This window comes from Pararhizobium sp. (assembly GCF_965279435.1).
Lineage (GTDB): Bacteria > Pseudomonadota > Alphaproteobacteria > Rhizobiales > Rhizobiaceae > Pararhizobium.
Genome location: NZ_CBDIHY010000002.1, coordinates 41,476 through 64,489 on the forward strand (window position 1 = coordinate 41,476; position 23,014 = coordinate 64,489).

The 23,014-nt window shown below is 57.0% G+C and carries 23 protein-coding genes and 2 pseudogenes; 19 read left to right on the top strand and 6 right to left on the bottom strand.

Annotation, left to right across the window (positions count from 1 at the left end; genetic code table 11):
• Nucleotides 1–16: 16 nt before the first annotated feature.
• Nucleotides 17–799, bottom strand: coding sequence for an SDR family NAD(P)-dependent oxidoreductase (locus ACQY8Q_RS01735; RefSeq protein ID WP_428424062.1), 783 nt, complete (start codon nt 797–799; stop codon nt 17–19).
• Between the two features lie 80 nt (nt 800–879).
• The gene (locus ACQY8Q_RS01740) at nt 880–1,791 is read right to left on the bottom strand and encodes an SMP-30/gluconolactonase/LRE family protein (RefSeq protein ID WP_428425504.1); all 912 of its coding nucleotides are present in this window, start codon (nt 1,789–1,791) and stop codon (nt 880–882) included.
• 156 nt (nt 1,792–1,947) lie between these two features.
• Here ACQY8Q_RS01740 and ACQY8Q_RS01745 point away from each other — a divergent pair, with 156 nt between their 5' ends.
• From ACQY8Q_RS01745 to ACQY8Q_RS01800, 12 genes and pseudogenes are all read left to right on the top strand, one after another.
• Complete coding sequence (locus tag ACQY8Q_RS01745) at nt 1,948–2,610, top strand: FadR/GntR family transcriptional regulator (protein WP_428425506.1); 663 nt, start codon at nt 1,948–1,950, stop codon at nt 2,608–2,610.
• A 3-nt stretch (nt 2,611–2,613) separates the two neighbouring features.
• Nucleotides 2,614–3,816, top strand: coding sequence for a mandelate racemase/muconate lactonizing enzyme family protein (locus ACQY8Q_RS01750; protein WP_428424064.1), 1,203 nt, complete (start codon nt 2,614–2,616; stop codon nt 3,814–3,816).
• Between the two features lie 78 nt (nt 3,817–3,894).
• Entirely contained in the window at nt 3,895–4,587 is a 693-nt protein-coding gene (locus tag ACQY8Q_RS01755) for a GntR family transcriptional regulator (RefSeq protein WP_428424066.1), read from the top strand.
• Nucleotides 4,588–4,633: 46 nt separating this feature from the next.
• On the top strand, nt 4,634–5,608 hold the full coding sequence (locus ACQY8Q_RS01760) for a sugar ABC transporter substrate-binding protein (protein ID WP_428424068.1): 975 nt from the start codon (nt 4,634–4,636) through the stop codon (nt 5,606–5,608).
• A gap of 73 nt (nt 5,609–5,681) precedes the next feature.
• The gene (locus tag ACQY8Q_RS01765; protein WP_428425508.1) at nt 5,682–6,665 is read left to right on the top strand and encodes an ABC transporter permease; all 984 of its coding nucleotides are present in this window, start codon (nt 5,682–5,684) and stop codon (nt 6,663–6,665) included.
• Nucleotides 6,662–7,393, top strand: coding sequence for an ATP-binding cassette domain-containing protein (locus tag ACQY8Q_RS01770; protein WP_428424070.1), 732 nt, complete (start codon nt 6,662–6,664; stop codon nt 7,391–7,393). Before ACQY8Q_RS01765 ends, ACQY8Q_RS01770 begins: the two co-directional genes overlap by 4 nt.
• A gap of 7 nt (nt 7,394–7,400) precedes the next feature.
• Nucleotides 7,401–8,156: an SDR family oxidoreductase gene (locus ACQY8Q_RS01775; protein ID WP_428424072.1), complete on the top strand. Its 756-nt coding sequence runs from the start codon at nt 7,401–7,403 to the stop codon at nt 8,154–8,156.
• Nucleotides 8,156–9,058, top strand: a complete 903-nt coding sequence (locus ACQY8Q_RS01780) for an aldose 1-epimerase (RefSeq protein WP_428424074.1) — start codon at nt 8,156–8,158, stop codon at nt 9,056–9,058. Before ACQY8Q_RS01775 ends, ACQY8Q_RS01780 begins: the two co-directional genes overlap by 1 nt.
• 219 nt (nt 9,059–9,277) lie before the next feature.
• Nucleotides 9,278–9,723: pseudogene (locus ACQY8Q_RS01785) on the top strand (IS5 family transposase); the annotation flags it as partial.
• Nucleotides 9,714–10,016: pseudogene (locus tag ACQY8Q_RS01790) on the top strand (ornithine cyclodeaminase); the annotation flags it as partial. The pseudogenes ACQY8Q_RS01785 and ACQY8Q_RS01790, both read left to right, overlap by 10 nt.
• A gap of 256 nt (nt 10,017–10,272) precedes the next feature.
• Nucleotides 10,273–11,961, top strand: a complete 1,689-nt coding sequence (locus ACQY8Q_RS01795) for an arylsulfatase (RefSeq protein ID WP_428424076.1) — start codon at nt 10,273–10,275, stop codon at nt 11,959–11,961.
• Between the two features lie 267 nt (nt 11,962–12,228).
• Nucleotides 12,229–12,986 (top strand): IS5 family transposase gene (locus ACQY8Q_RS01800; protein WP_428424078.1). Its coding sequence is split into 2 segments (ribosomal slippage): nt 12,229–12,562 and nt 12,562–12,986, totalling 759 coding nucleotides; the frame shifts between segments, so codons are not numbered across the junction.
• A gap of 16 nt (nt 12,987–13,002) precedes the next feature.
• Here ACQY8Q_RS01800 and ACQY8Q_RS01805 read toward each other — a convergent pair.
• Nucleotides 13,003–14,062, bottom strand: a protein-coding gene (locus tag ACQY8Q_RS01805; protein WP_428424032.1) for an IS630 family transposase whose coding sequence is annotated in 2 segments (ribosomal slippage) — nt 13,003–13,570 and nt 13,569–14,062 — 1,062 coding nt in all. Because the reading frame shifts where the segments join, the coding sequence is not laid out codon by codon here.
• 475 nt (nt 14,063–14,537) lie between these two features.
• Between ACQY8Q_RS01805 and ACQY8Q_RS01810 the strand changes: the two genes are divergently transcribed.
• Complete coding sequence (locus tag ACQY8Q_RS01810; RefSeq protein ID WP_428424080.1) at nt 14,538–15,245, top strand: hypothetical protein; 708 nt, start codon at nt 14,538–14,540, stop codon at nt 15,243–15,245.
• Nucleotides 15,246–15,738: 493 nt separating this feature from the next.
• Here ACQY8Q_RS01810 and ACQY8Q_RS01815 read toward each other — a convergent pair whose 3' ends face one another.
• Nucleotides 15,739–15,942 (bottom strand): cold-shock protein, encoded by a 204-nt coding sequence (locus tag ACQY8Q_RS01815; RefSeq protein ID WP_428424082.1) that lies wholly within the window; start codon nt 15,940–15,942, stop codon nt 15,739–15,741.
• 382 nt (nt 15,943–16,324) lie between these two features.
• Here ACQY8Q_RS01815 and ACQY8Q_RS01820 point away from each other — a divergent pair, with 382 nt between their 5' ends.
• Complete coding sequence (locus ACQY8Q_RS01820; protein WP_428424084.1) at nt 16,325–16,564, top strand: hypothetical protein; 240 nt, start codon at nt 16,325–16,327, stop codon at nt 16,562–16,564.
• Nucleotides 16,565–16,716: 152 nt separating this feature from the next.
• On the opposite strand, the gene ACQY8Q_RS01825 is transcribed toward ACQY8Q_RS01820, so the two are convergent.
• A complete protein-coding gene (locus ACQY8Q_RS01825; protein ID WP_428425510.1) occupies nt 16,717–16,932 on the bottom strand; it encodes a hypothetical protein in 216 nt (71 codons plus the stop codon).
• 476 nt (nt 16,933–17,408) lie between these two features.
• Nucleotides 17,409–18,239, bottom strand: a complete 831-nt coding sequence (locus ACQY8Q_RS01830; RefSeq protein ID WP_428424086.1) for an N-acyl homoserine lactonase family protein — start codon at nt 18,237–18,239, stop codon at nt 17,409–17,411.
• A gap of 204 nt (nt 18,240–18,443) precedes the next feature.
• On the opposite strand from ACQY8Q_RS01830, the gene ACQY8Q_RS01835 reads away from it, so the two are divergent.
• The 5 genes from ACQY8Q_RS01835 to ACQY8Q_RS01855 all read left to right on the top strand — a co-directional run bounded on the left by ACQY8Q_RS01835 (nt 18,444) and on the right by ACQY8Q_RS01855 (nt 22,980).
• Nucleotides 18,444–19,247, top strand: a complete 804-nt coding sequence (locus ACQY8Q_RS01835) for a helix-turn-helix domain-containing protein (RefSeq protein WP_428424088.1) — start codon at nt 18,444–18,446, stop codon at nt 19,245–19,247.
• A gap of 202 nt (nt 19,248–19,449) precedes the next feature.
• Nucleotides 19,450–20,451, top strand: a complete 1,002-nt coding sequence (locus ACQY8Q_RS01840) for a LacI family DNA-binding transcriptional regulator (RefSeq protein ID WP_428424090.1) — start codon at nt 19,450–19,452, stop codon at nt 20,449–20,451.
• 169 nt (nt 20,452–20,620) lie between these two features.
• Nucleotides 20,621–21,655 (top strand): sterol desaturase family protein, encoded by a 1,035-nt coding sequence (locus ACQY8Q_RS01845; protein WP_428424092.1) that lies wholly within the window; start codon nt 20,621–20,623, stop codon nt 21,653–21,655.
• Complete coding sequence (locus tag ACQY8Q_RS01850) at nt 21,652–21,963, top strand: MocE family 2Fe-2S type ferredoxin (RefSeq protein ID WP_428424094.1); 312 nt, start codon at nt 21,652–21,654, stop codon at nt 21,961–21,963. The genes ACQY8Q_RS01845 and ACQY8Q_RS01850 overlap by 4 nt, the downstream gene beginning before the upstream one ends.
• A gap of 72 nt (nt 21,964–22,035) precedes the next feature.
• Complete coding sequence (locus ACQY8Q_RS01855) at nt 22,036–22,980, top strand: substrate-binding domain-containing protein (RefSeq protein WP_428424096.1); 945 nt, start codon at nt 22,036–22,038, stop codon at nt 22,978–22,980.
• Nucleotides 22,981–23,014 lie beyond the last annotated feature (34 nt).

The window sequence follows — 23,014 nt, forward strand, 5'->3', positions numbered from 1 at the left end:
TCTCCTTTAATAATGCTCATTCGGGAAGCACGATGCCCAGCTTGGCCATCGTCCCTCCATCAATCTTGAGATCGGCACCGGTGATGAACCGCGCCTTGTCGCTGGCAAGGAAGGCGACGAGTTCGGCGATTTCGGACGGCTTGCCGACACGGCCAAGCGGATGGCCTTTTCCCCAAAGCGCAATCATTTCATCCTGGCTGTGATCGCCCTTCCATTGGTCGGCCGCCCAGCGGAGCATCGGGGTATCGACAGAGGCGGGGCAAACGGCATTGACCGTAATATTGTCGGTGGCATGGTCTAGCGCCATCGCCCGGACCAGCGCGTTGATCGCGCCCTTGCTGGCAGTGTAGGCGGCTACCCCCGTCTGCGAGGCGTAGGCCTGAACGGATGAAATGGCAACAATTGCGCCGCCACCGCGCTTTTTCATCTCCGGTATTACAAAGCGCGAGGCGAGATAAATGCCCTTGAGATTAACTGCAAAGACATCGTCCCAGACATCCTCCGGCGTGTCGACCACCGTGCCATAGCGCTGAATACCAGCGCAGCATGCGAGTATATCGACACCGCCGTGCCGTGCCACGGCTTCAACAACAGCCTGTTCCATGTCCTGTGCGGAGCGGACGTCACCAATGAAGCCCGATGCATTCGGGCCGATTATCGCAACGGTTTCGGCAACCGATCCGGCATCATTGGAGACGACCAACACCTTGCCCCCGCCTTCGGCAAAACGCACCGAGCACGCCCGGCCCATACCCAGACTGCCACCGGTAACGACGATGCTCTTGCCCGAAAACTCCATTGAACCGCTCTCCGTCACCGACAAGTCCCATAACTAACATTCTACCATACCAGCAAGTCAACCGGCTTCTTGACATTTCCTCAACCGGCGAATTTCGGTTCGGAAATACCTACGCCCGCATCTGCGATCGCGAGCAGGCTGCCTTCAATGGGATGGGCAGCCAGATGATCCGGCGTCATGGTGAAGCGGGCCGACGTGACATAGAGGGTTGAAAGATCAGGGCCTCCAAAGGTGCAACTCGTCGGCCAGGAGACGGGAAGCTCGACAAGCGCCAGCAACTCGCCCCGCGGTGTAAACCGGGCAATCGAAGCGCCACCGACCACACGGCAATTCCAGAGCGTATCCTCCGCATCCATGCAGGAACCATCCGGCAACCCGCGTGCGAATCCTTTGACGATCGTCCGGCGATCGGACAGACGCTTCGTCTGCGGATCGTAGGCAAAAGAATAGATTTCATTCTGCGGCGTGTCGGCAAAAAGGAAGCGATTGCCCCCTGTCCAGCCCATAGTGTTGGTGATCCCATATTCGCGCGGGGTCAGCTGCATCACGCTTCCGTCGGCATCAATACGGTAGATTGCGCCGGATCTTCCAGTCATTTCGCGGGGCGTGCCGTCGGGATTAAGATTATTCTGCATGGTGGAAACCCAGAAGGATCCGTCTGGGGCCACGCGACCCTCGTTCAGTCTGTTCTCCGGCAAATCCGGCTCAGGAACAACAAAGGGCTCGAATGCACTGTCCGGGCACCAGAAGCAGACTTCCCGGCACAGACCGACAATGAAGCCTCCATTCTCACGCAGGCCGATCGATGTTGGAAAATCAGGAGCCGGCCACGCATCGTGCCGGCCGCTTTCCGGTTCCAGGCGATGAATGCGCTTGCCGACGATATCCACCCAGTACAGCGCCTGCTCGTGCGCCGCCCAGATGACACTTTCGCCAACAATGTCCTGCGCCGCGAATTGAATGCTTGTCTGCAATGACCCCTCCCAAGGCATCGAATAATTGCGATTGACAATACCCAAGCCAGACAATAAATCAAGGTGAAGTAAAACCTATATGATAGGTAGGAGGATAGCTTGACGGATTTTATCCCTGACTCCAGCGAGGGGTCCATCGAAAAACCCGCCAGTGAGGGATTGCTCGGTGGCGTGATGACTGCCGTGAAAGTCTATATTCGGGAGCATGGCTTGCAGGTCGGTGACGAACTGCCGAGCGAAGGTGCCTTTGCAGAACAGGTCAGCGTTTCTCGCACCATCGTCCGGGAGGCCTATCGATCACTGGCGGCGCTAACCCTGATCGATATCGGCAACGGTCGCCGGGCGCGTGTGGCCACCCCCAAAGCGGACGTGCTGGCAATGATCACCGATCACGCCGTTCATACCGATCAGGCAACGATCCAACAGATTTTCGACGTTCGCCGCACGATCGAGCGCAGGACGGTGGTGCTCGCAGCGCTGCGCCGGACCGACAAGGAGGCATCGGAGATCATCGGTCTTGTCGATGCGATGCAGATCGATTTCGCCGATCCACAGAAGGTTATGGAGCACGATATCGCTTTCCACGAGGCAATCGGCGTCGCATCGCGCAATCCGATGTTCTCGTTGCTTGTCGGCTCCTTCCATCTTGTGACCCGCCATACATGGCCGATTGGCTGGGCAAGCCGCGGGAGCAACGAGACGCGGCAGGAGAGTATCGACGGACACATGATCATCGCCCAGGCGATCGCCAACGGCGATCCGGCAAAAGGCGAACAGGCCATGGTTGAGCATTTTGATCTGACGGTAAGGGCACTTCTGGCGGCCGGGGTGTATTGAACGATGAAAATTACGGCATTTGAAACTATCCGCGTCCAGGAATTCTCGAACATTCTGTGGGTCCAGATCCATACCGACGAAGGGCTTGTCGGTCTTGGCGAAACATTCTTCATGGCCCAGACGGTCGAGACCTACATCCACGAAGTCGTGGCTCCGAAACTTCTCGGCCGCGATCCGCTGGAGATCGACCGCATTTCCAAAGACTTAACCGGTTATCTCGGCTTCCGCTCGACCGGCGCGGAAATGCGCGGGAACTCAGCCGTCGATATCGGGCTTTGGGATCTTTTCGGCAAGTCCACCAACCTGCCCATCGCGCAGTTGCTTGGCGGTTTCTCACGCCGCGAAATCCGCACGTACAACACCTGCGCCGGCAATACCTATATGCGTGACGCCAAGGGGCAGCAAACCGCCAATTACGGCATTGGCGGTCCACGCAAGGATTACGACGATCTCAACGGCTTTCTCGAGCGGGCCGACGAACTCGCCGAGGACCTTCTCGCTGACGGCATCACCGCCATGAAAATTTGGCCATTCGATATCGCTGCGGAAAAATCCGGCGGCCAGTACATTTCCGGCCCCGATCTGCGCAAGGCACTCGAACCGTTCGAGAAGATCCGCAAGCGCGTCGGTGATCGAATCGACATCATGGTCGAGTTCCATTCCATGTGGCAACTTATGCCGGCCATACAGATCGCCCGGGCGCTCGAGCCGTTTGCAACGTTCTGGCACGAGGATCCCATAAAGATGGACTCGCTCTCCAGCCTGAAGCGCTATGCGGCTGCCAGCCGCGCGCCGCTGTGCGCATCAGAGACGCTCGCCACCCGCTGGGCCTTTCGAGATCTTCTGGAAACGGACTCCGCCGGCGTCATAATGCTCGACCTGTCGTGGTGTGGCGGCATATCGGAAGCGAAGAAAATCGCCACGATGGCCGAGGCTTGGCATCTGCCGGTAGCACCGCATGATTGCACGGGGCCCGTTGTGCTTTCCGCATCGACACATCTGTCGCTGAACGTGCCCAATGCGCTGGTTCAAGAGAGCGTGCGTGCCTATTATAAAACCTGGTACGCCGACCTCACCACCCAGCTTCCAACAGTAACAAACGGAATGATCACCGTTCCGCCAGGCCCCGGCCATGGGGTCGATCTGGCTGCAGATCTCGACCGCAAATTCACCGTCAGCCGCCGCATGTCGAAACAAGATGCGTAAAGACAGCAATGGCACCCTTGACTTGTATGGTAGTATGCCAGTAGCTTTTATTACAGAATAAACAAGGGGAGGCTGAGTATGGATAACGCGAAGCCGTTTCGAGTTCTGTCGCCGACAGAAGCCGTTGGGCCTCAGGTCTACCGCATTCTGCGCGAGCAGATCATCCAGGCGGAACTGTTGCCGGGCGGAAGGATTTCCGAATCGGAAATCGCCAAGTCGTTGTCGATCAGCCGTCAGCCGGTTCGCGAGGCTTTCATCAAGCTGTCTGAAGAGGGTCTTGTCCAGGTGCTGCCGCAGCGTGGCACCTATGTCACCAAGATTTCGACGGCCTCGGTCATGGATGTCCGGTTTGTCCGCGAAGCGATAGAGGCCGATATTGTCCGTCATGTCGCTGCCGAGCATTCGGATACGACCGTTGCCGAACTGCGCGCACAGATCGGCCGACAGAAGCAGGTGCCGTACAATGATCGTGCCGCGTTCTTGCGGCTTGATGAACTGTTTCATCGGACACTCGCCGCAGCCGCCGGCAACGCCTACGCCTGGAGTGTCATTGAAAGTGTCAAGGCGCAGATGGATCGTGTCCGGTTCCTCAGTGTCGATGACATGCACGTCGGCCGCCTGATCGATCAGCACGAGCGGATCGTCGATGCGATCGCAACCGGCGACGTCGCACAAGCGGAGGACGCCGTGCGGACACACCTGCGCGAAATATTGAAGTCGCTACCAGAGATCGCCCGGTCAAGGGCCGAGTTCTTCGATGCGCCGGAGTGATCCGCGCCAGTAACCAGTTTGATGTAACAACGGGAGGAGAAACATCATGATCCGGAAATTGATAGCAGGAACAGCCCTCGGGCTGACAATGATGGCATCCGGCGCCAGCGCCGAAGGCCTCAATATCGCTTTCATCAGCCATTCTTCGGCCTCAAACACCTTCTGGCAGTCCGTCAAGAAGGGCTATGACGATGCCTGCGAAAAGGTTGGTGCCAATTGCCAGTTGATCCTCACTCAGACAGAAGGGTCTGTCGAGCAAGCGGTCGCCAATCTGCAAGCGGCGATCGCTTCGAAGCCGGACGCGATCTTCGTCGCGATCGTCGATAACAAGGCCTATGACGCCGTCATCCAGGAGGCGGTCGATGCCGGCATTCTGGTGCTGGCCGTCAACGTTGACGACAGTGAAGGTGCCAAGGGTAACGCCCGCAAGGCCTTCATCGGCCAAGGCTTTACGGCGGCCGGCTATTCGCTCGCCAAGGCACAGTCGGAAAACTTTCCGAAGGACGGTCCTCTGAACCTGCTTGTCGGCGTGAATGCTCCCGGCCAGACTTGGTCCGAGCAACGTGCTGGTGGCGTCATGAAATTCCTTGAGGAATACAAGGCAGAACACAAGGATCGTGAAATCAACATCACGCGCATCGATTCCGCCACCGACCTCGCGTTGACGGCGGATCGCATCGGCGCCTATCTGAACGCCAATCCCAACACCACAGCCTATTTCGATACCGGTTACTGGCATGCTGGCGTTGCCAAGGTGCTGAAGGATCGTGGCATCGAACCGGGTAAAGTTTTGCTCGGCGGCTTCGATCTCGTGCCCGAAGTCCTCCAGCAAATGCAGGCAGGCTATGTGCAGGTCCAGGTCGACCAGCAACCTTACATGCAAGGGTTCATGCCGGTCATGGAAACCTATCTCTACAAGACGGCAGGCCTTGCACCGTCCGATATCGATACCGGACAGGGAATCGTCACGCCCAAGGATGTGCCGATGATCCTTGAGATGGCGAAAAAGGGTCTTCGCTGACACTGATTTGCCTATTTGAAACCAGCAACTTGTCTCCGCGGAGGCAAGTTGCTGAACGATGAGTAGCAGCCCCATGAAGCGGTTTTTGAAAATCTATCTGGACAAGCCCGAACTCGCCGGTCTCGCCCTCCTCATTATCTTGATGATTGTATTCCAGGTGAAATCGAACGGCATCCTTCTGTCATTCGAGAACATTCGCGGCATCATGGGACTTCTGCCCGAGATGGCGCTCGTTGCGATCGGCGTGACGATCTTGATGATCTGCGGCGAGTTCGATCTTTCGGTCGGCTCTGTTTTTGCACTGATGCCCATGACGATGGCGGTTGCTCTCACGTCTGGTGTACCGTTCACCGCAGCCGTGCTGCTCGGTCTGCTGCTGTGCGCCTTGATTGGCTTCATCAACGGCTACATCACGCTCCAGTTCACTATTCCAAGTTTCATCACAACGCTCGGCATGCTCTTCATTGCCCGTTCTTTGACCATCGTCATCTCCGGTGGCTTCCCGCCCTTGCTTCCCGATGATCTGCCAACTTGGCTCTTCACGGACTATATCTGGCAAGGAGCCATCATCCGCATGTCCTTCATCTGGTTCATTGTCATCGCGGTCCTTGTCGCTGGCCTGCTTTCTCTGACGAATTTCGGGAACTGGATCCGCGCCACCGGCGGCTTCAACGAGGCCGCCGCTTCGATGGGTATTCCCGTCAAGCGCGTCAAGATCATCTGCTTCATGCTTTGCTCGGTTCTCGCGGGGTTTGCCGGTCTGCTGCAAGTGCTACGTCTTGGCTCGCCACTCCCCTCAATTGGAGAGGGGCTGGAGCTTCAGGCAGTTGCTGCAGCGGTTATTGGCGGCACGGCACTTGCCGGCGGCATTGGCACTGTGTTCGGCGCGATCATCGGCACGCTTTTGATCCGCACCATAGACAATGGCCTCGTTCTGTCCCGCGTCGATGCCAATTGGTTCAAGTTCGCGATCGGCGTGCTCACCATGTTCGCCGTCATCGCCAACGCCTGGATGGGCAAGATGTCCCGCAAGATCAAGGTGGAGGCGCACAAGTGACAGTCCCGATTATCGAATGCCGCAACCTGCAGAAATGGTATAGCGGTGTCCACGCACTCAAGAACATCAATCTGACTATCAATCCCGGAGAATCGGTAGGCCTCGTCGGTGACAACGGTGCTGGTAAATCAACACTGATCAAAATCCTCTCCGGCGTCCATCATCAGGATTCGGGGGAGATCCTCATCGAGGGAAAAAAGGTCGAGATACGCAACCCGAAAGAGGCGATGCGCCATGGGCTCGAGACCATCTACCAGTACAATTCCATGGTTCCCACCATGTCGATCGCCCGCAATCTCTTCATTGGCCGCGAGCCGATCAAATGGTCGATCGGGGGCTTCGGCATCATGGATCAGAAACGCATGCGCGAGGAGAGTGTCAAAGCCATCGCCGACGTGGATCTGCATCTGCGATCACCCGACGCCCTGGTTGGCGAGCTTTCCGGCGGTCAGCGGCAAGGTGTCGCCATTGCCCGTGCCATGCATTTCAAGTCGAAAGTCCTGATTCTCGACGAACCGACCAACCATCTGTCGGTCAAAGAGACTGACAAGGTCATCGGCTTTGTGCGAGGGCTGAAAGCGCAGGGGCTCACCGGCATCTTCATCTCGCACAATATGCAGCACGTGTTCCAATCCTGTGACCGTATCGTCGCCATGGCGCGCGGCGAGATCGTTTTCGATCGCCCAACGACAGCAACATCGATCGATGAAGTCCACGAGTTGCTGTGAGGATAAGATGACCGACCTGTCTGGGAAAACCGTTCTTTTGACCGGCGCTTTGGGAACACTCGGCCGCGCCCAAGCCGAGCGCCTTGCCCACAGCGGCGCCACACTGCTGTTGCTGGATCGGCCGCGCGCCGAAGGCGGAGAGGATTTCGCGACGCAGATCGCCGACACCCATGGCGTTAGGGCAATCTTTATCGGCGAGGACCTGAACACGCTGGCATCCACCGAAATGCGGGTGTCTGAGCTTTCTGCAAGCACCGGCGGCATCGATATCCTGATCAACAACGCGGCGCTGATCATCAACAAGCCCTTTGAACAGTTTTCTCTAGAGGAGTACGAGGATCAGGTTCGGGTCAATTCTTCCGCCGCCTTCGCATTGACCCGCGCGACAGCGCCGGCGATGAAGCAAAAGGGCTACGGGAAAATCGTCAACTTCTGCTCACTGACACTCAACGGGCGATGGGACGGCTATGTCCCCTATGTCGCGTCAAAAGGCGCGATGCTTGGTTTGACAAAGTCGTTGGCGCGAGAACTCGGACCGCACGGCATCCGCGTCAACGCTGTTTCGCCGGGAGCCATCGTATCGGAGGCCGAGGAGCGCATCTTTGCCGACCGGCTGCAGCAATACAACGACTGGGTACTTGAAAACCAATCCCTGAAAACGCGCATTCAGCCGACCCACGTCGCCAATCTCGTGCATTTCCTCGTCTCGCCCACCTCTGACATGATCTCCGGCCAGAACATTGCCATCGACGGCGGCTGGTGATGACGTCCGTCACCCTCTCCAACGGTAGCGCTCGGATCACTGTCCGCCCCGACCTCGGCGCCGGTCTCAGTTGTTACGATGTCTTTATCGGCAATGCGTGGCAACCGATCTTCCGCGCTGCGGACCCGGCAACACAGCATCCATTTCATCTGTCCAACATTCTGCTGATCCCTTTTTCCGGGCGTGTTTCTGGCGGTGGCTTTATGTTCGACGGAACATTCCACCCGATCGAACGCAACATTGAAACGGAGAAATATCCTATCCACGGCAATGGTTTTTCCTCGGCTTGGATCGTGGATGAACAGGCTGACAACCATATCACTCTATCGCTTTTGGCAGAGGGGCCCGGCCCGTTTCGCTATGATGCGTTGATGACTTACCGGTTGGACGGCATGGCGCTGATCATGGAGCTGACCATCACCAACCGGGCAAGTATCCGCCTACCCTTCGGCGCTGGTTTTCACCCATGGTTCGTGCGTGATCGCGAAACTTTCCTGGCGGCTTCAGCTGAGGGCGTCTGGCTGGAACAGGCTGATCACCTGCCGGAAATATTCGACGCCGTATCGAACCATGCAGATATGGATTTTAACACGCGCTACCGTCTGCCAGAGCGCTGGATCAACAACTGGTTCACCGGCTGGAATGGAAAAGCCCGGATCGACTGGCCTGCGCGCGGCATTGCCGCCGAAATTGAAGTCGGTGAAGGCCTAAATCAATATGTCGTCTTTTCTCCATCCCCAGAGGCTGACTTCTTCTGCTTCGAGCCCGTCACCCATCCCGTCGATGCGTTCAATCTGCCCGAGGGGCCGCAAGCCCATGGCATGCAGGTGCTCAACCCATCAGAGATGTTGAGCGTGACGACCAGGATAAAACCCTTCATCTCGAAAGTCGGCCTCGCTTGATTTGTTTACATAATGCACGTCTCGTAGCCGGCAGGACCGACCACCCTGTCGCAGCTGCCATGATCCAGCGGATCGAAGCAACCGCATAGATGGATTCGATCGGCAGCGCCAGTAGACGCTGGCTTTACAATCTACCGAGGAACCCGCTTTAGGAGGTGTGGACTCTTAGGATCTCAAACTGCCGATGATGTGATTCACGACTGCCTTTTGGAGGTAGTCATGGGTGTTCTGGACCGTTTTATTCTTCGTGGCGACCAGTGGGATCAGATGTCGCGGCATATTGTCGGCGATAATCGCACGCGAGGGCCTTCAGGGCGCGACAATCGCATGTTCGTAGAAACGGTCCTGTGGATCGTACGAATGGGCTCGCCCTGGCGTGACCTGCCAGATATGTTCGGCGGTTGGAGCAGCGTCTTTCGGCGCTTCAGCCGCTGGAGTCAAAAGAGCGCCTGGTGGCGTCTCTTCGAAACGAAGTCGGATGACAGTGATTTGAATACCTTATCGTCGACAGCACCATCATCCGCGCTCACCAACACGCCTCCGGTGCAAAAAGGGCTGAGGATCAGGCCCTTGGCCGTTCTCGCGGCGGCCTGAGCACCAAAATCTACATGGCGGTACGTGGTCTTGGATGCCCAGTGCGCTTCATTCTCACAGCAGGCCAGAGATTTTCGTGGAGTACCCGCCACAAACTCGCATTGAAGGCGAAATTCAACAGATGCCGGCGGACTTCCCTGTCAACGAACTGTGTCAGGTGGTCGATGGCCGAATCCGCGGTCGGGATCGGGATGAGCAGGTGACCTTGTTCGACAGTGTTGGATTTGCCATCGAGGATTTCTCCGCGTTGCGTTATGTTCGAGCCAAGCTCAATGACCACCCCTTCTTCGAGCACCTTGATCTGCTCGCCGATCCGGACGAACCTCGTGATTTGTTCGGAATGCTCCTGCGAGCAGCGGCTTAACCGTTTTGGTCAGCCTGACGCAGAGAGCACGAGCCGTTACGGCAATGCTGGCCGAAATTACCCGACGATGTCAACGCTGACATTTTACTAACAACACCCCCCGGAGAACGTTTAACTGATCCTATACTTCGGCACCGAGCGTTAGGAACAGTGTTGATGTAACTGTAACGTACTTACTGACAATCAATATCATTGATACTGTGCTGTAGGCGAGATCAGCAATTGCGGTCGAACGCCTCAAATGGAGGAACAGGAAATGGCAGATGATCCGAAGAATGCCTCTGTGCCTGAAATACCCCCTGGGCTGACCAGGCGTGAGGTCCTTGTCGCTGGCACCGCTCTCACTGCCGTGGCGGCGTCATTGGTCTCGACGGACGACGTAAGGGCCCAACAGTCAACCAAAACTGGCGGAACGGGCGGCAAGCCTAACATCCTTATGATAATGGGAGATGATATTGGCTGGTACAACATCAGCGCCTACAACATGGGTGTGATGGGCTACCGCACTCCTAACATCGACCGGATCGGTAAGGAGGGAGCCGTCTTTACCGACTGGTACGGGCAACAGAGCTGCACAGCTGGGCGCGCGGCATTCATTACCGGGCAATCACCGATCCGCACAGGACTCACCAAGGTAGGCAATCCTGGCGCGAAACTCGGGCTCGGGGCCGATGATCCGTCCGTCGCAGATGTCATGAAGTCGCTTGGCTATGCAACCGGACAATTCGGCAAGAACCACCTTGGCGACCGCAACGAGCATCTCCCGACGGCTCACGGCTTCGACGAATTCTTCGGCAACCTCTATCATCTCAATGCCGAGGAGGAGCCGGAAAATCCCGACTATCCGAAGGATCCGAGCTTCCGTGCAAGGTTTGGGCCGCGGGGTGTCCTCAAATGCAAGGCCAGCGATACCTACGACCCGACAATCGACCCGGCGTTCGGCAAGATCGGCAAGCAGGTCATCGAAAATACCGGACCGCTCGACGTCAAGCGTATGGAGACGATCGACGAAGAATTCCTCGCATCGGCCAAGGATTTCATCAAGCGAAAGCAAGAGGCTGGCACACCGTGGTTTTGCTATTTCAACACCACACGCATGCACATCTTCACACATCTCAAGAAGGAATCGCATGGAAAAACGGGGCTGGGCCTCTATCCGGACGGGATGGTGGAGACCGATGGCCATGTCGGGGAATTGCTAAAACTGCTTGACGACCTCGGCGTCACCGAAAATACCATTGTCGTCTATACCACCGATAACGGCGCTGAAGCTTTTACCTGGCCGGACGGCGGCACGACGCCTTTCAAGGGCGAGAAAGCGACCAACTGGGAAGGCGCGTTCCGCGTTCCGACGCTTATTCGGTGGCCCGGCGTTGTCAAACCTGGCACGGTCGTCAACGATATATGCGCGCACGAGGATTTTGTTCCAACCTTTGCCGCAGCGGCAGGGGAGCCGGGTCTCGTGGGGAAACTGCTGACGGGCCACTCGCTCAACGGAAAGACCTTCAAGGTTCATCTCGACGGGCAAAATCTCCTGCCATTTTTCAAGGGAGAGGTTAAGGAAACGCCTCGCGAAGGCTTTCCTTACTGGAGCGACGACGGCGACCTGATGGCGATCCGCATCAAGAATTGGAAAATCGCCTTTATCGAGCAACACACCGAGATCGGTCCGGAGACTCCATTGGGCGTCTGGCAGGGTCAATTCACCAAACTGCGTGCCCCGATGCTTTACAATCTGCGTTCCGATCCATTCGAGAAAGGCACCAACAGTATATACTATGCGGATTGGGCGGCTCGGCGCATATTCGTATTCGTGCCGGCACAGGCAATCGTCGGAAAATATCTCGAGAGCTTCAAAGAGTTCCCGCCACGTGCGAAGGCGGCAAGTTTCACCGTCAGCGATGCGATGGAGCAGATAACGGCCATAGCGCCCGGCCAGAATTGACAGGTCGGGTGCCGAGTGCCGACGCAAATCGCCACTCGGCACTCGCCCCTGGCAGCCAACGGGCGCCATCCAGACATGACATAACCAACGCGCAAGCTAGTGAATTCCCGTTGGCCCACGCTAATGCCGATATGTTCCTGAATCTTGAAATTGGTCTTCCAGGCGTAACCACGAGTCCCGAGCCTGGCATCTAGGCTCAGGCCCTATTGATTAAACTCCTTTTCAAACTCGGCGGGTTTTGATTCACTGTTGGCAGGAGGATTTGCCATGAGTGATTTGTTTTTGCTGACGCCCTCGCAGCTTGCTCGGATCAGACCGTATTTTCCACTTGCTCACGGCATCCCCCGTGTCGATAACCGGCGTGTGGTCAGCGGCATTATTTACGTGCTTAAACATGGACTTCAGTGGAAAGATGTGCCGAAGGAATACGGTCCTCACAAGACGTTGTATAATCGCTTTATCCGATGGAGCGAGTTGGGCGTCTTCAATCGGATTTTCGAGCCGCTCGCGGGCAAAGCGGGCCAACCGGATCGATTGATGATCGATGCGACCCATCTCAAGGCCCATCGCACCGCAGCCAGCCTGCTAAAAAAGGGGCTCTTTCCCGCTGCATCGGACGAACGAAGGGTGGCCTGAATTCCAAGCTGCATGCCGTCACCGATGGCAGGGGAAGGCCATTGCTGTTCTTGCTGACGGCGGGCCAGGTGAGTGATTACAAAGGTGCACGGCATCTGCTTGAGCGTCTGCCGAAAGCAAAAGAACTGCTGGCAGATCGTGGATACGATGCCGACTGGTTCCGCAACGGATTGAAAGAAAAGGGGATTTCTCCCTGCATTCCACCGGGGAAAAAGCGCCGAGACCCGGCCCACTATGACGAGTTGCTCTACAAGCAACGCCACCGCATCGAGAACATGTTCGGCAGGATCAAGAACTGGAGACGCATCGCAACAAGATACGATCGATGTGCCCACACATTCTTCTCAGCCATCCCCATCGCCGCAACATGCTGCTACTGGATCGATTAATACCAAACGTCATTGATCAGAACCCTTGCGCCCATAGGCGTCGGCCGATGGACATGATTTTCGATGGGCGCTCCTGCATCGCTCTCCAGGCGTAGCAGCAGTGGTCAACGATATCCTCGTAGGACTTGAAGACGCGGTTTGAGAGCCAGTTGTCCCTCATGAACTGCCAGATGTTTTCGACGGGGTTCAACTCCGGCGATTTGGGCGGCAGTGGCAGGATGGTGATGTTTTCGGGAACGATCAGATTTTTGGACATGTGCCATCCGGCCTGGTCCATGATGAGGACGGCGTGTGCGTTGTCTGCGACGTTGCGGGATATCTCGGTCAGGTGCTGGTTCATGGCATGGGTGTCACACCAGGGCATGACGAGAGCGGCCGCCTTGCCCTGCTTGGGGCAGATCGCGCCGAAGATATAGGCTGAGCGTGTGCGCTGGTCATGGGGTGCGGATGGCCTTGATCCACGCTTGGCCCAGCGGCGGGTGATCTTGTTCTTCTGCCCGATACGAGCCTCGTCCTGGAACCAGATTTCGATCACTTTGCCACTGGCGGGACCGGCAGCGATTTCTGCCACAGCGATGGGGAAGTTTTTTAAATGTCTCAGCCGCCTCGGCATCCTGCGCATGATGTCTTGGGCGAGCCGAGAGCTTGCGATACCCCATGGCACGCACTTCGCGGCCCAGGGTCTCCTCACTCACCGAGATGCGGAATTCTTCCCAAATCCATTGCGCCAGATCACATAGACGCCACCGAACGATGCCATCCAGATACGGGGTCGGCCCACGTTCTATGGCTTGCGCCAAGGCCGCCCGCTGATCGTCGTTCAGCAGAGAAGGTTTGCCCGGAGCCTTGCCGTTGATCAGGCCGCCGGGACCACGATCATTGAAGCGCACCACCCAGTCACGCACGATCTGAACTGTCACACTGCCGACCCGAGCTGCATCGGCGCGCGAGCCGCCATCATAGATCGATGCGAGCGCCAGAAGACGCCGCGCCTGATCGGCATCGCGCGCCTGCCGAGCCAGACGCCGCAAAATGAACCCATTGAAATCCGGTCGCAAAGAAATCGCTGAACCCATCGCAAACCTCCTGTTTGCGCCAGAGATTCAGATTCGTCGGCTTGATGGAATCCTCGAGAGTGTCACACTCAGTGACGGTTGGTATAAGTCGAGCACTACAAAGTTTGCCGGATTCAAAAACTCGTCCATCCGGGCGTAACCGCCTCCCACATGGCTTTGCTTTGTAGTTCGGTATCAAATGAAATTGGAGACACGCTCTTGGATGCCCGGCACGAGGTTTTCACTCGGGTAATGGACACTCCTAGCATGTAGGCTGGCGACCACACGCATTTTGCGCTTCGGGCTGGGCTCGCCTCCTTCCCAGAAACATTTGAATCAGTAGCCGGTAACCCGCGTCTTGTTAGGAGAAGGCTCCGAGCAAACATGTTAGGAAGTAATCTTTTGGACTTCCTCCCGATTGTTCCACTGCACCTACTTGTTGGAAGCTGGCGCGTATACTACATCTTGGGTATCTTCCAGGCAGAGGGACTTCATATTGAGCGAAATTCTGGGTAACGGAATTGAACCTGCCCTGCTGGGTGCTGGGCTAACCCTTGCAGGCGTTGCTGCGGGCTGGCTGATTTCGATGCTGTCTCAAAGGGGCGCAAGTCGATCCGCGCAACGCGGGGCAGCAGCCCTAGAAGCCCGGCAGCTTGCTGTTCGCTCAGTGATCGCACTCGACGATTTTGTCGGTGCCTGTCAGGCCGCAGTCAACGATACTGCAGAATTCAACCCCGCAGATCCCACCGAATTCGTATTCCATGCGGAAGATCCACGCCTCTTCCTGCCTAGGGATGCCGAGTGGAGCGTCATGAAACCAGACATCGCCGAACAGCTTTTGTGGATGCCGAACCGCATCCGCAATGTTCTCGATGGCCTCGATTCCCTTGACATTGTGCCGCCGGGTTTCGACGATTTGTTCGAGCGCAGGGAAGAGGACTTTTCCCGGCTGGGTATACACGCGCTGGACCTGATCGAGACGATTTCCTTTGAATACGCGTTTCCAAAGCCTGAGCGGCCCTCCTACTATGATCCGCGTCAGGACTTTCAGGGCCGTATCGATAAGATACTGGACGCGCGCAATCGTGGCCGGAAGGTCGGCTTCCTCCTTAAGAACGATGATGAATCTAACATCACACCGCTCTTTCCGAAACGTCGTCGCGAGGCCGCCTTTTCTGCTCTCGACACCGATCCAAAAGCTTGACGCCCGGCCGGTCGCTTGATGCCCCGTGGACGAGGAGAATTTTGTGGTCAGTCCGGTTTCACCCATATCCGCGACTTCGGCCTCTTCACCGACCAAAGTTGAAACGAGCACGTCGATCACGTCTGAACCGGACAATGCCTGGGTGGCGATGCGCCATTCACAGATAGCAGCCGATCAGGTTACGCAGAAGAAGGACGCAGAAGACAAGGCGCCGTTAAACAAAGGCGGGCGGTAAACCGATGCCGACGCTGAGTTAGGTCCGGGTGAGAAGGCAAATCGCGACGTTGCAACGGACGCGGATGCAACCGTTCTCGCTACCTTGTCAGGAGAGAGTAATCGGATCGGCGCCCGCAATTTGGATGGCGGATCGCCATTTGGCGAGCGCTTGGCAATCGTTTACGTGCACCAAAACAAGGTAAGACGACGAAGCGCCACCGTCTTCTTTCAAGGCAGTGTGGATGTGACCGTAAAGACAACGATCACATCCAGCCGGTCAAATCGTCCGGACGTTTTCAGCTTTCGATTTGCCAGTCTTGCGATCCTGACCAAGCTCGTAACTCACCTGCTGGCCTTCGCGAAGTGAGCCTCCGCTCTGAAGCGCAGACACGTGCACAAACACATCGGTACCTCCATTTTCGGGCGTAATGAAGCCAAACCCCTTGTCTTCGTTGAAGAATTTTACCGTACCAGTAGCCATGTTCAATCCCTGTATCCTGTGCAGCGAGCGCTGCTGCATCTAAAATAGATTTGGCGCGGCTCATCCGCAACCTCCTGATCGTCGGATTTCTTATCAAACTTGGATCTTGGGGCATCAGAACCGGGTCGTTCATCATGGATCTGGTCCCTACCGGCAAGTCGGCGAGGGATCTTTCAGACCGCAAGAGTGGTTGCTGGCTTGAGCGTACGGTCGCAGGCGTTGCAGAAGTAGCGGTGCAGCCCTGCGGATAGAACACGCGTCGTCAATTGCGAATGGAAGGGTCCCTTACCGTATGAAGTATCAAGCACACTCACCTAGCGTCCAGTTTTGCCGCACCTCGACAGCTTAAACTGTGCGGGTCCATGCGCGCGAAGGAGAAGTCATGCAGACGATGCCAAAGACGTTGATTGAAATGAACTGGAACGAGCGATCCGGCATGTTGACCGTTGTGGTCGAAGCTCTGCGCGCGATGGCCGAAGGAGCCTTGGAACAGGGCAATGCCAGACTGGCGGCGAATGCTGTGTCTATCGCGTATTCGATTGTCGGCTGCGCGGCGGATCGTTCGGAGGATTATGTCCCGGCTGCAGCGTTGTTGTTGGAACATGGGATCCAGTTCATGTAGCGCACGAGTTAGGCTCTTCAGACAAAAACCTGGTTCATTGAATCAACACCGTCCATAGCTGCACCGCAAGGATGTGGGTCAGGTCTGTTGCCGCATTGCATCGTTGGTTAACCCGCCCGCAGTTGAACGAAGCGCGCCCAGGTCTTCCTGTCTCACCAGTTGCCTGGATCTGTGGTGTGATCCAGTCCCGCAAACTCCACTGTCTTGTCTCTATCCAATTCGATATTGGCAATTACATTGTTTTCGTCGATTACCGAATAGATGAGGGGAGCCGGGCTCTTCGTGAGCGCCTGGTAAGTAAGCAAGGCAGCCTCTTCGGTGGAGTCCGCCTTAATTTTCTGCGTAGCTGTAACTGTGAAGCTGACCATGATTTCCACTCAGGCTCCTATTTCTGGACAAGCAGATTGGCTGGTTGCGGTAGGTGCCAATTGAAAGCAATATTTCCGTATTTCAAACGTCTCGCATTTTTGAGCGGAAGCTGTGACGCTGGATCGTCGGTCGAAATTAAGTCTGCCTTTGATCAACGCGTGCAAGACTGGCCCCCGCCGGACAGCCGGAAATTAAGGCACCGGCGTCATTCCCATTCGCCGATATAGCTGTTCCGCTCCTGAAGGGTTTTGATCTTCAACTTTCAGAGCGGCATATGCCGAGCCTCGCCGCTGTGAGGCATAAATGCCTGAAGTAAAAGCGCCTTACCGCCGCTCTTCCGCCGCCAGGCCTTTCAAACGTAACCGGCTTACCATCAGTGCCTTATTGACGTTTGCGCGAACACGATCGAGACCGCTGCGTAGCGTGGTGCGCAAAGTCCGGTCGAAATATCGGCCGGCCGGGTTGTAGAACGTCTCTACCTAGCACTTTTCGGAAACGTCGGCAGCTTGGTGATATCCTTGGCGTCATGCTGTACTATAAGGGTGGCGTGAAGCGCCTTGGCGATTCCCATTAGCCGCTCCATCGATGCCAGCGTCTCAGCGCGGTTGAAGTTAAACCCCGGCACGCCACGGTTCTCGAACTGCTCCTCGAAATGCGCGACGTCGCCAGAAAGCAGGACCGGTCCGGTTTCTGCAAGTCGGATCAGCAGGCTCGTTTCGCCCGGCGTGTGGCCGGGGGTCGAGAGAATGGTCACCGTTCCATCGCCGAAGACGTCACGGTCACCCGAGATGGCGTCAATCTTCGAGCCGCCATCGAGCCACGGCTTGATGAAGGCCGGATCGACGGCGAAGGGCAGGGGATCGGCCTTGAACTGGGCAAGATCGGCCGCGCCGATCATCAACGTTGCCTGCGGAAATGTCGCGGCCTGTCCGACATGGTCGAAATGATTGTGGCTGATGCCAAGGAGGTTGATCTGCTCGGGCCTAACGCCGATTTCTGCGAGCTGGGCCGGAATGTCCTTCGCGAGCGTTGGCGCAAGGGCCGCGCTCGGATCGAGCTTTGCCCCGAGAAGACCGGCCGGCAATCCGGCATCCCAGAGCATGTAGCCCTGGTCGTGGCGGATCACGTAGCAGCTGTCGGTCAGCGTCCGCTTCTCGCTGACGTGATTGTAGGTGTCGGAAAACAGCGAGAGGTCGCGGACCTCGATTTCGCCGCAGTCGAGCCGCCAGAGTTCGACGTCGGCGGAATGGGCTGCGGATGCCATCAGGGCAGCGGTGGAAAAGAGGAATGTTGCAATCGGGTTCATGTCGCTCTCCTTGGATGTGGAGACCGCTTTTGACGCGTCCTGTTCGCCGTGGAGGGTCCGGATCGATCGATTTCGAGCCCGAAACGCTCACGTGTGCCGTTTTTTATTGGCACGTCCTGCGTTATCGTTTCGGCCATGAACATTCATTACAAAGATAGCGACGACGCACATCTTCGATCCATGCTCGTGGAGCGCTTGCGGCCGATGATGGCGCCAGACGGCACTGCCGGGCGATATGCCCACGGCCACCAGCTCTTTTCCTACTGTTCCCTAGACAGAGAGCGTTTGAGGGCGATCGAGCTTCCGTGTCCCCTCATTGGCATCATCTTGAGGGGGCGCAAGGAAGTATGGCTTGGCGATACGACGCATTTCTTTGAGCCGGGCACCGTCTTCGTCCTTCCCGCGCGCGTGTCGATGGATGTCGTCAATATTCCTGCCGGGCCAACTTCTTCCTATGAATCGCTATTGCTGGAGGTGCCGACATTACCGTCCGGCATGGCGCCGCTGACGGGAAGCGAGAAGACGAGCATTCGCATTGGCGATCGGCAGTTCCGCGTGCCGCTCGATGCGGATCTCGTGCATACGCTTGTTCATGCGGCGACGGCGATCGCCAGCGAAGCGCTGGGCGAAGCGGTCAAGGCGGTGCGGCTGATGGAAGTGCTGACGCTTCTGCGGCCGATCGCCGCCGCCCGTCCATTGTTCGAAGCCAGCCTGCCCGAAGAGGTGGCCTGGCTCATCGGAAGCGCGCCGTCGGAGGAGTGGACCGTCGAGCGGGTCGCAGACCGTCTCGGCCTCGGGGCTTCGACGCTGCGCCGTCGGCTTGCGGCTAAGGGCACGTCCTTCCGCAGCGTCCTTCGAACCGAACGCCTGCGGGCTGGCCAAACCGCGCTTGCCGCCGGTGCTTCAAGTTTTGCCGCTGCCGAGGCCGCCGGCTATGCGTCACGCTCCCATTTCGCCCGGCGCTACAGGGAAAGCTTCGGCCAGTCGCCGAGCGGTCGCCGCTCCTGATGAAACGTTCCGCTTGTTTAGAGACTCTCCGGTTCGATCCCAGTCAAGACCAACGGTTTGATGGACTTCGGACGCACTCGCATAAGGGCGATAGCGGAAGCACCGCCGGCAAAATATACGGGCTCCTTCTCCGCTGCAGCCGAAATGGGAATCTGGACATCGGGCAGTTAAACGGCTTTGTACTAAGTTCAAAGGTGAGGTGATGGGTAGGCCAAACTATCAGGATATTGCGCGTGTTGCCGGTGTGGGGACGGCAACTGTGGAACGGGTGCTGAACGGGCGCGGGGGCGTGCGTTCTGAGCTCATTGAAAAGGTAACATTGGCGGTCCGGACATTGAACTACCCACGGATCATTCCGGATGCCTATCATAAATTGATGCGGATCGAAGTTCTGATGGTCCGCCCGGAAACGACCTTTTACCGGCGGCTTTCGCAGGCATTTGAGAGCATTGCAGGGACCATAGATCCGTTTGTGATGGTTCAACGCAGCTTCACAGACGAGATGAATCCGGATGAGATAGCAAAACGCATCCTGTCTATGGATAGCACGCGTGCCGGTCTGATCCTCGCCGTTCCCAATAGCCCCAAGATCAGTGCGGCTGTGGAAGCTGTCGCTAGCCGGGGTGTTCCGATCGTCCATGTGGTGACACGGGCGTCGGAAACAAACGGCGAGTTCGTCGGAATCAACAATTATGCAGCGGGACGCACTGCTGCCCATTTCATAACGCGAATGGCGAGAAAGTCCGGCCCCGTGATCGGGCTTTGCCACCCAATCTATCAGGTTCACCGCGAGCGCATGCGGGGATTTTCCGATTATTTTCGCGACCATCCCGGCGATGTCAGTTTCGACTGGATCGGCTTCAGTCGCGACGAGGAGCAATATAGCAAGGCGTCCCTGTCCTATGGGCTTGAAAAATATCCAAACCTCGTCGGTCTGTACAATGCCGGGGGTGCGAATTCTGCACTGATCGACGCCCTACGGCGCGAAAAGCGCGGCCGTGACATCCTGTTCATCGCGCACGAGTTGACCGATTACACTCGTGCCGCCTTGCGGGACGGAATTGTTGATGTCGTTCTTGATCAAGCGCCGGAAGCCCAGGCACAGCGCGCACTTGATTGGATATGCTATCGCATCGGTCTGACGAAGATCGAGCCTGATCCCACCCCCATCCGTTTCATCACGATTACCGCGGAAGGTCTTTGATCTAATCTCATCAATGAAGTCTTCGGTGTTTGCCACTCCTCCTGCTAATTAAGGCGTAGGAAGAGGTTCGGACGTTCACTGTGAACATCCGGCAAAGCGCCAGCCACTCTCCTTTAATTGAAGCTTCGTGTGAACACGCAATCTGCGGTTCGCTGTAGGGAGAACGCTGATGGACGACCTGAAATACGGGAAGCGCAACAAACGCGGGGATTGGGCGCCGAATGAGCCGGCGCAATATGCGCCACTGTTTCAGTTCCCAACGCGGATCATGGCAATCCTCAAATGGCTGCCGCATTATTTCTTTCCCTGGAACATGGTCTTTGCTGCCTCAGCAGTGGCCTACTGGGCCTGGGTCGTCCCGCCGATCGAGACCATGAAGACGCTCGGCCTCGGCTGGATTACCTGGCTTTACGCCGTCAATGCCGTTTGTGTCCTCCTGTTCTACGGTGCATTCGAGCTACATCTCTACGTGCTGAAGCGGCAGGAATACCGGTTCAAATACAACGGCAAATTCCCGTCCGAGCAAAAGAGCCAGGCGTTCTGGTTTGAAAACCAGAACAAAGACAATATCCTGCGCACGTTCCTGTCGGGGGTGACTATCTGGACCGCCATCGAGGCAGGCATGCTCTGGGCCTATGCCAATGGATATGCGCCGTGGCTCACCCTTGCCGAAAATCCCTGGACGCTGGCTTTCGTGGCACTTGTCGTCCCGATCATTCACGAATTTCACTTCTTCTGCGTTCACCGGTTGATCCACACGCCGATGCTCTACAAGTGGGTGCACTCGGTTCACCACAATTCGGTCAATCCGTCACCGTGGTCATCGCTGTCGATGCATCCGGTTGAGCATTTGCTCTATTTCGGTACTGCATTCTATCACCTCATCCTCCCGTCCAACCCGGTCATCATGCTCTATCAGCTGCACTATGCGGGCTTTGGGGCAATTCCCGGCCATGTCGGCTTCGACAAGGTCGAGATCGGCCAGGAAAAGCTGGTCGATAGCCACGCATATGCGCATTACCTGCATCACAAATATTTTGAAGTGAACTACGGCGATGCGCTGATCCCGCTCGATAAGTGGTTCGGCACCTGGCATGACGGCTCGCCGGAAGGCGAAGCGCAGATGCAAGAGCGATATCGCAAGCGGAAGGAAAAGCTGGCAGCCAGCAAGGCTCAGGGTGCGGCCGGGGAGGCCGCAGAATGAGCTGGGTTTCCGCCTGCCAAATCGATGATATCGAGCAAGAAGGTGCTATTCGCTTCGACCATGCAGGACGCACCTACGCGATTTACCGTGGCCCGGATGACAGCGTCTATTGCACGGCGGGGCTCTGCACGCACGAGGCCATCCACCTTGCCGATGGTCTGGTGATGGATTTCGAGGTGGAATGTCCCAAGCATTCCGGTGCCTTCGATTATCGCACGGGCGACGCCATCCGGCTGCCTGCCTGCGAAAACCTTAAAACCTATCCGACGGAAATTGTCGATGGAGAGGTTCGCGTGGCCTTGACCTAAAGGCTGCCGGGACACTGGCCCGTTGGGCCTCCGGATGTACCTGGGCGATCCGGCGCCTGTTGGGAGGAAAACATGAGATTAGCTTTTGCGGCTGCCGTTGCGGCCAGCCTGATGACGAGTACTGCCTCGGCCGAAATGCTGGGAATTTCGATGCAGAGCTTCGACAACAATTTCCAGACGCTGCTTCGCGAAGGTCTCCAGGCACGAGCATCGGACGTTGCGGGAACGAACGTCCAGTTCGAGGATGCCCAAACCGACATTTCCAAGCAACTCAACCAGATCAACAACTTCATCGCCGCCGGCGTGGATGGGATCATCCTAACACTAGCGGACGCTTCTGCCGCGCCCGGGATCAGCGAAGCGGCTGAGAAGGCCAACATTCCGTTGGTCTATCTCAATCTTGAGCCCGGCAATGTCGGCCAGTTGCCGGAAAAGCAGGCTTACGTTGGCTCCAAGGAGACGGATGCAGGGAAACAGGCTGCACAGGCTGCGTGCGACCTCCTTAAAAAGAAAAGCAAGGAAAGCACAGCCCGGGTCTATATTCTGATGGGCGATCTGGCGCATCAGGCTTCCCGCGACCGGACATCCTCCTTCAAGGGCACGCTGGCGGCGGGCGACTGTAAAGGTGCCATCATCGCCGATGAACAGTCGGCTGCCTGGACGCGCACCAACGCAATGGACATGACAACCAACTGGATCACAGCCGGCCAATCGATCGATGTCGTTTACGCGAACAATGATGAAATGGCCCTTGGCGCGATCCAGGCGCTGAAGTCTTCCGGGGTGTCGATGGACGATGTCATCGTCATCGGCATCGATGCAACGCAGGACGCTCTCGCTGCCATGGCGGCCGGCGACCTGGATGTAACTGTGTTTCAGAACGCCAAGGCGCAATCGGCAACCGCGATTGATGCGGCGGTAGCCCTGATCCGCGGAAAGGCTGTCGAGAAGCAGGTCATGGTGCCCTTTGAACTCGTCACGCCTGAGAACATGAAAGACTACGCTCACCGCAACTGATCCTTTCCGGCTGGCGCATGGACGGCGGCATGCG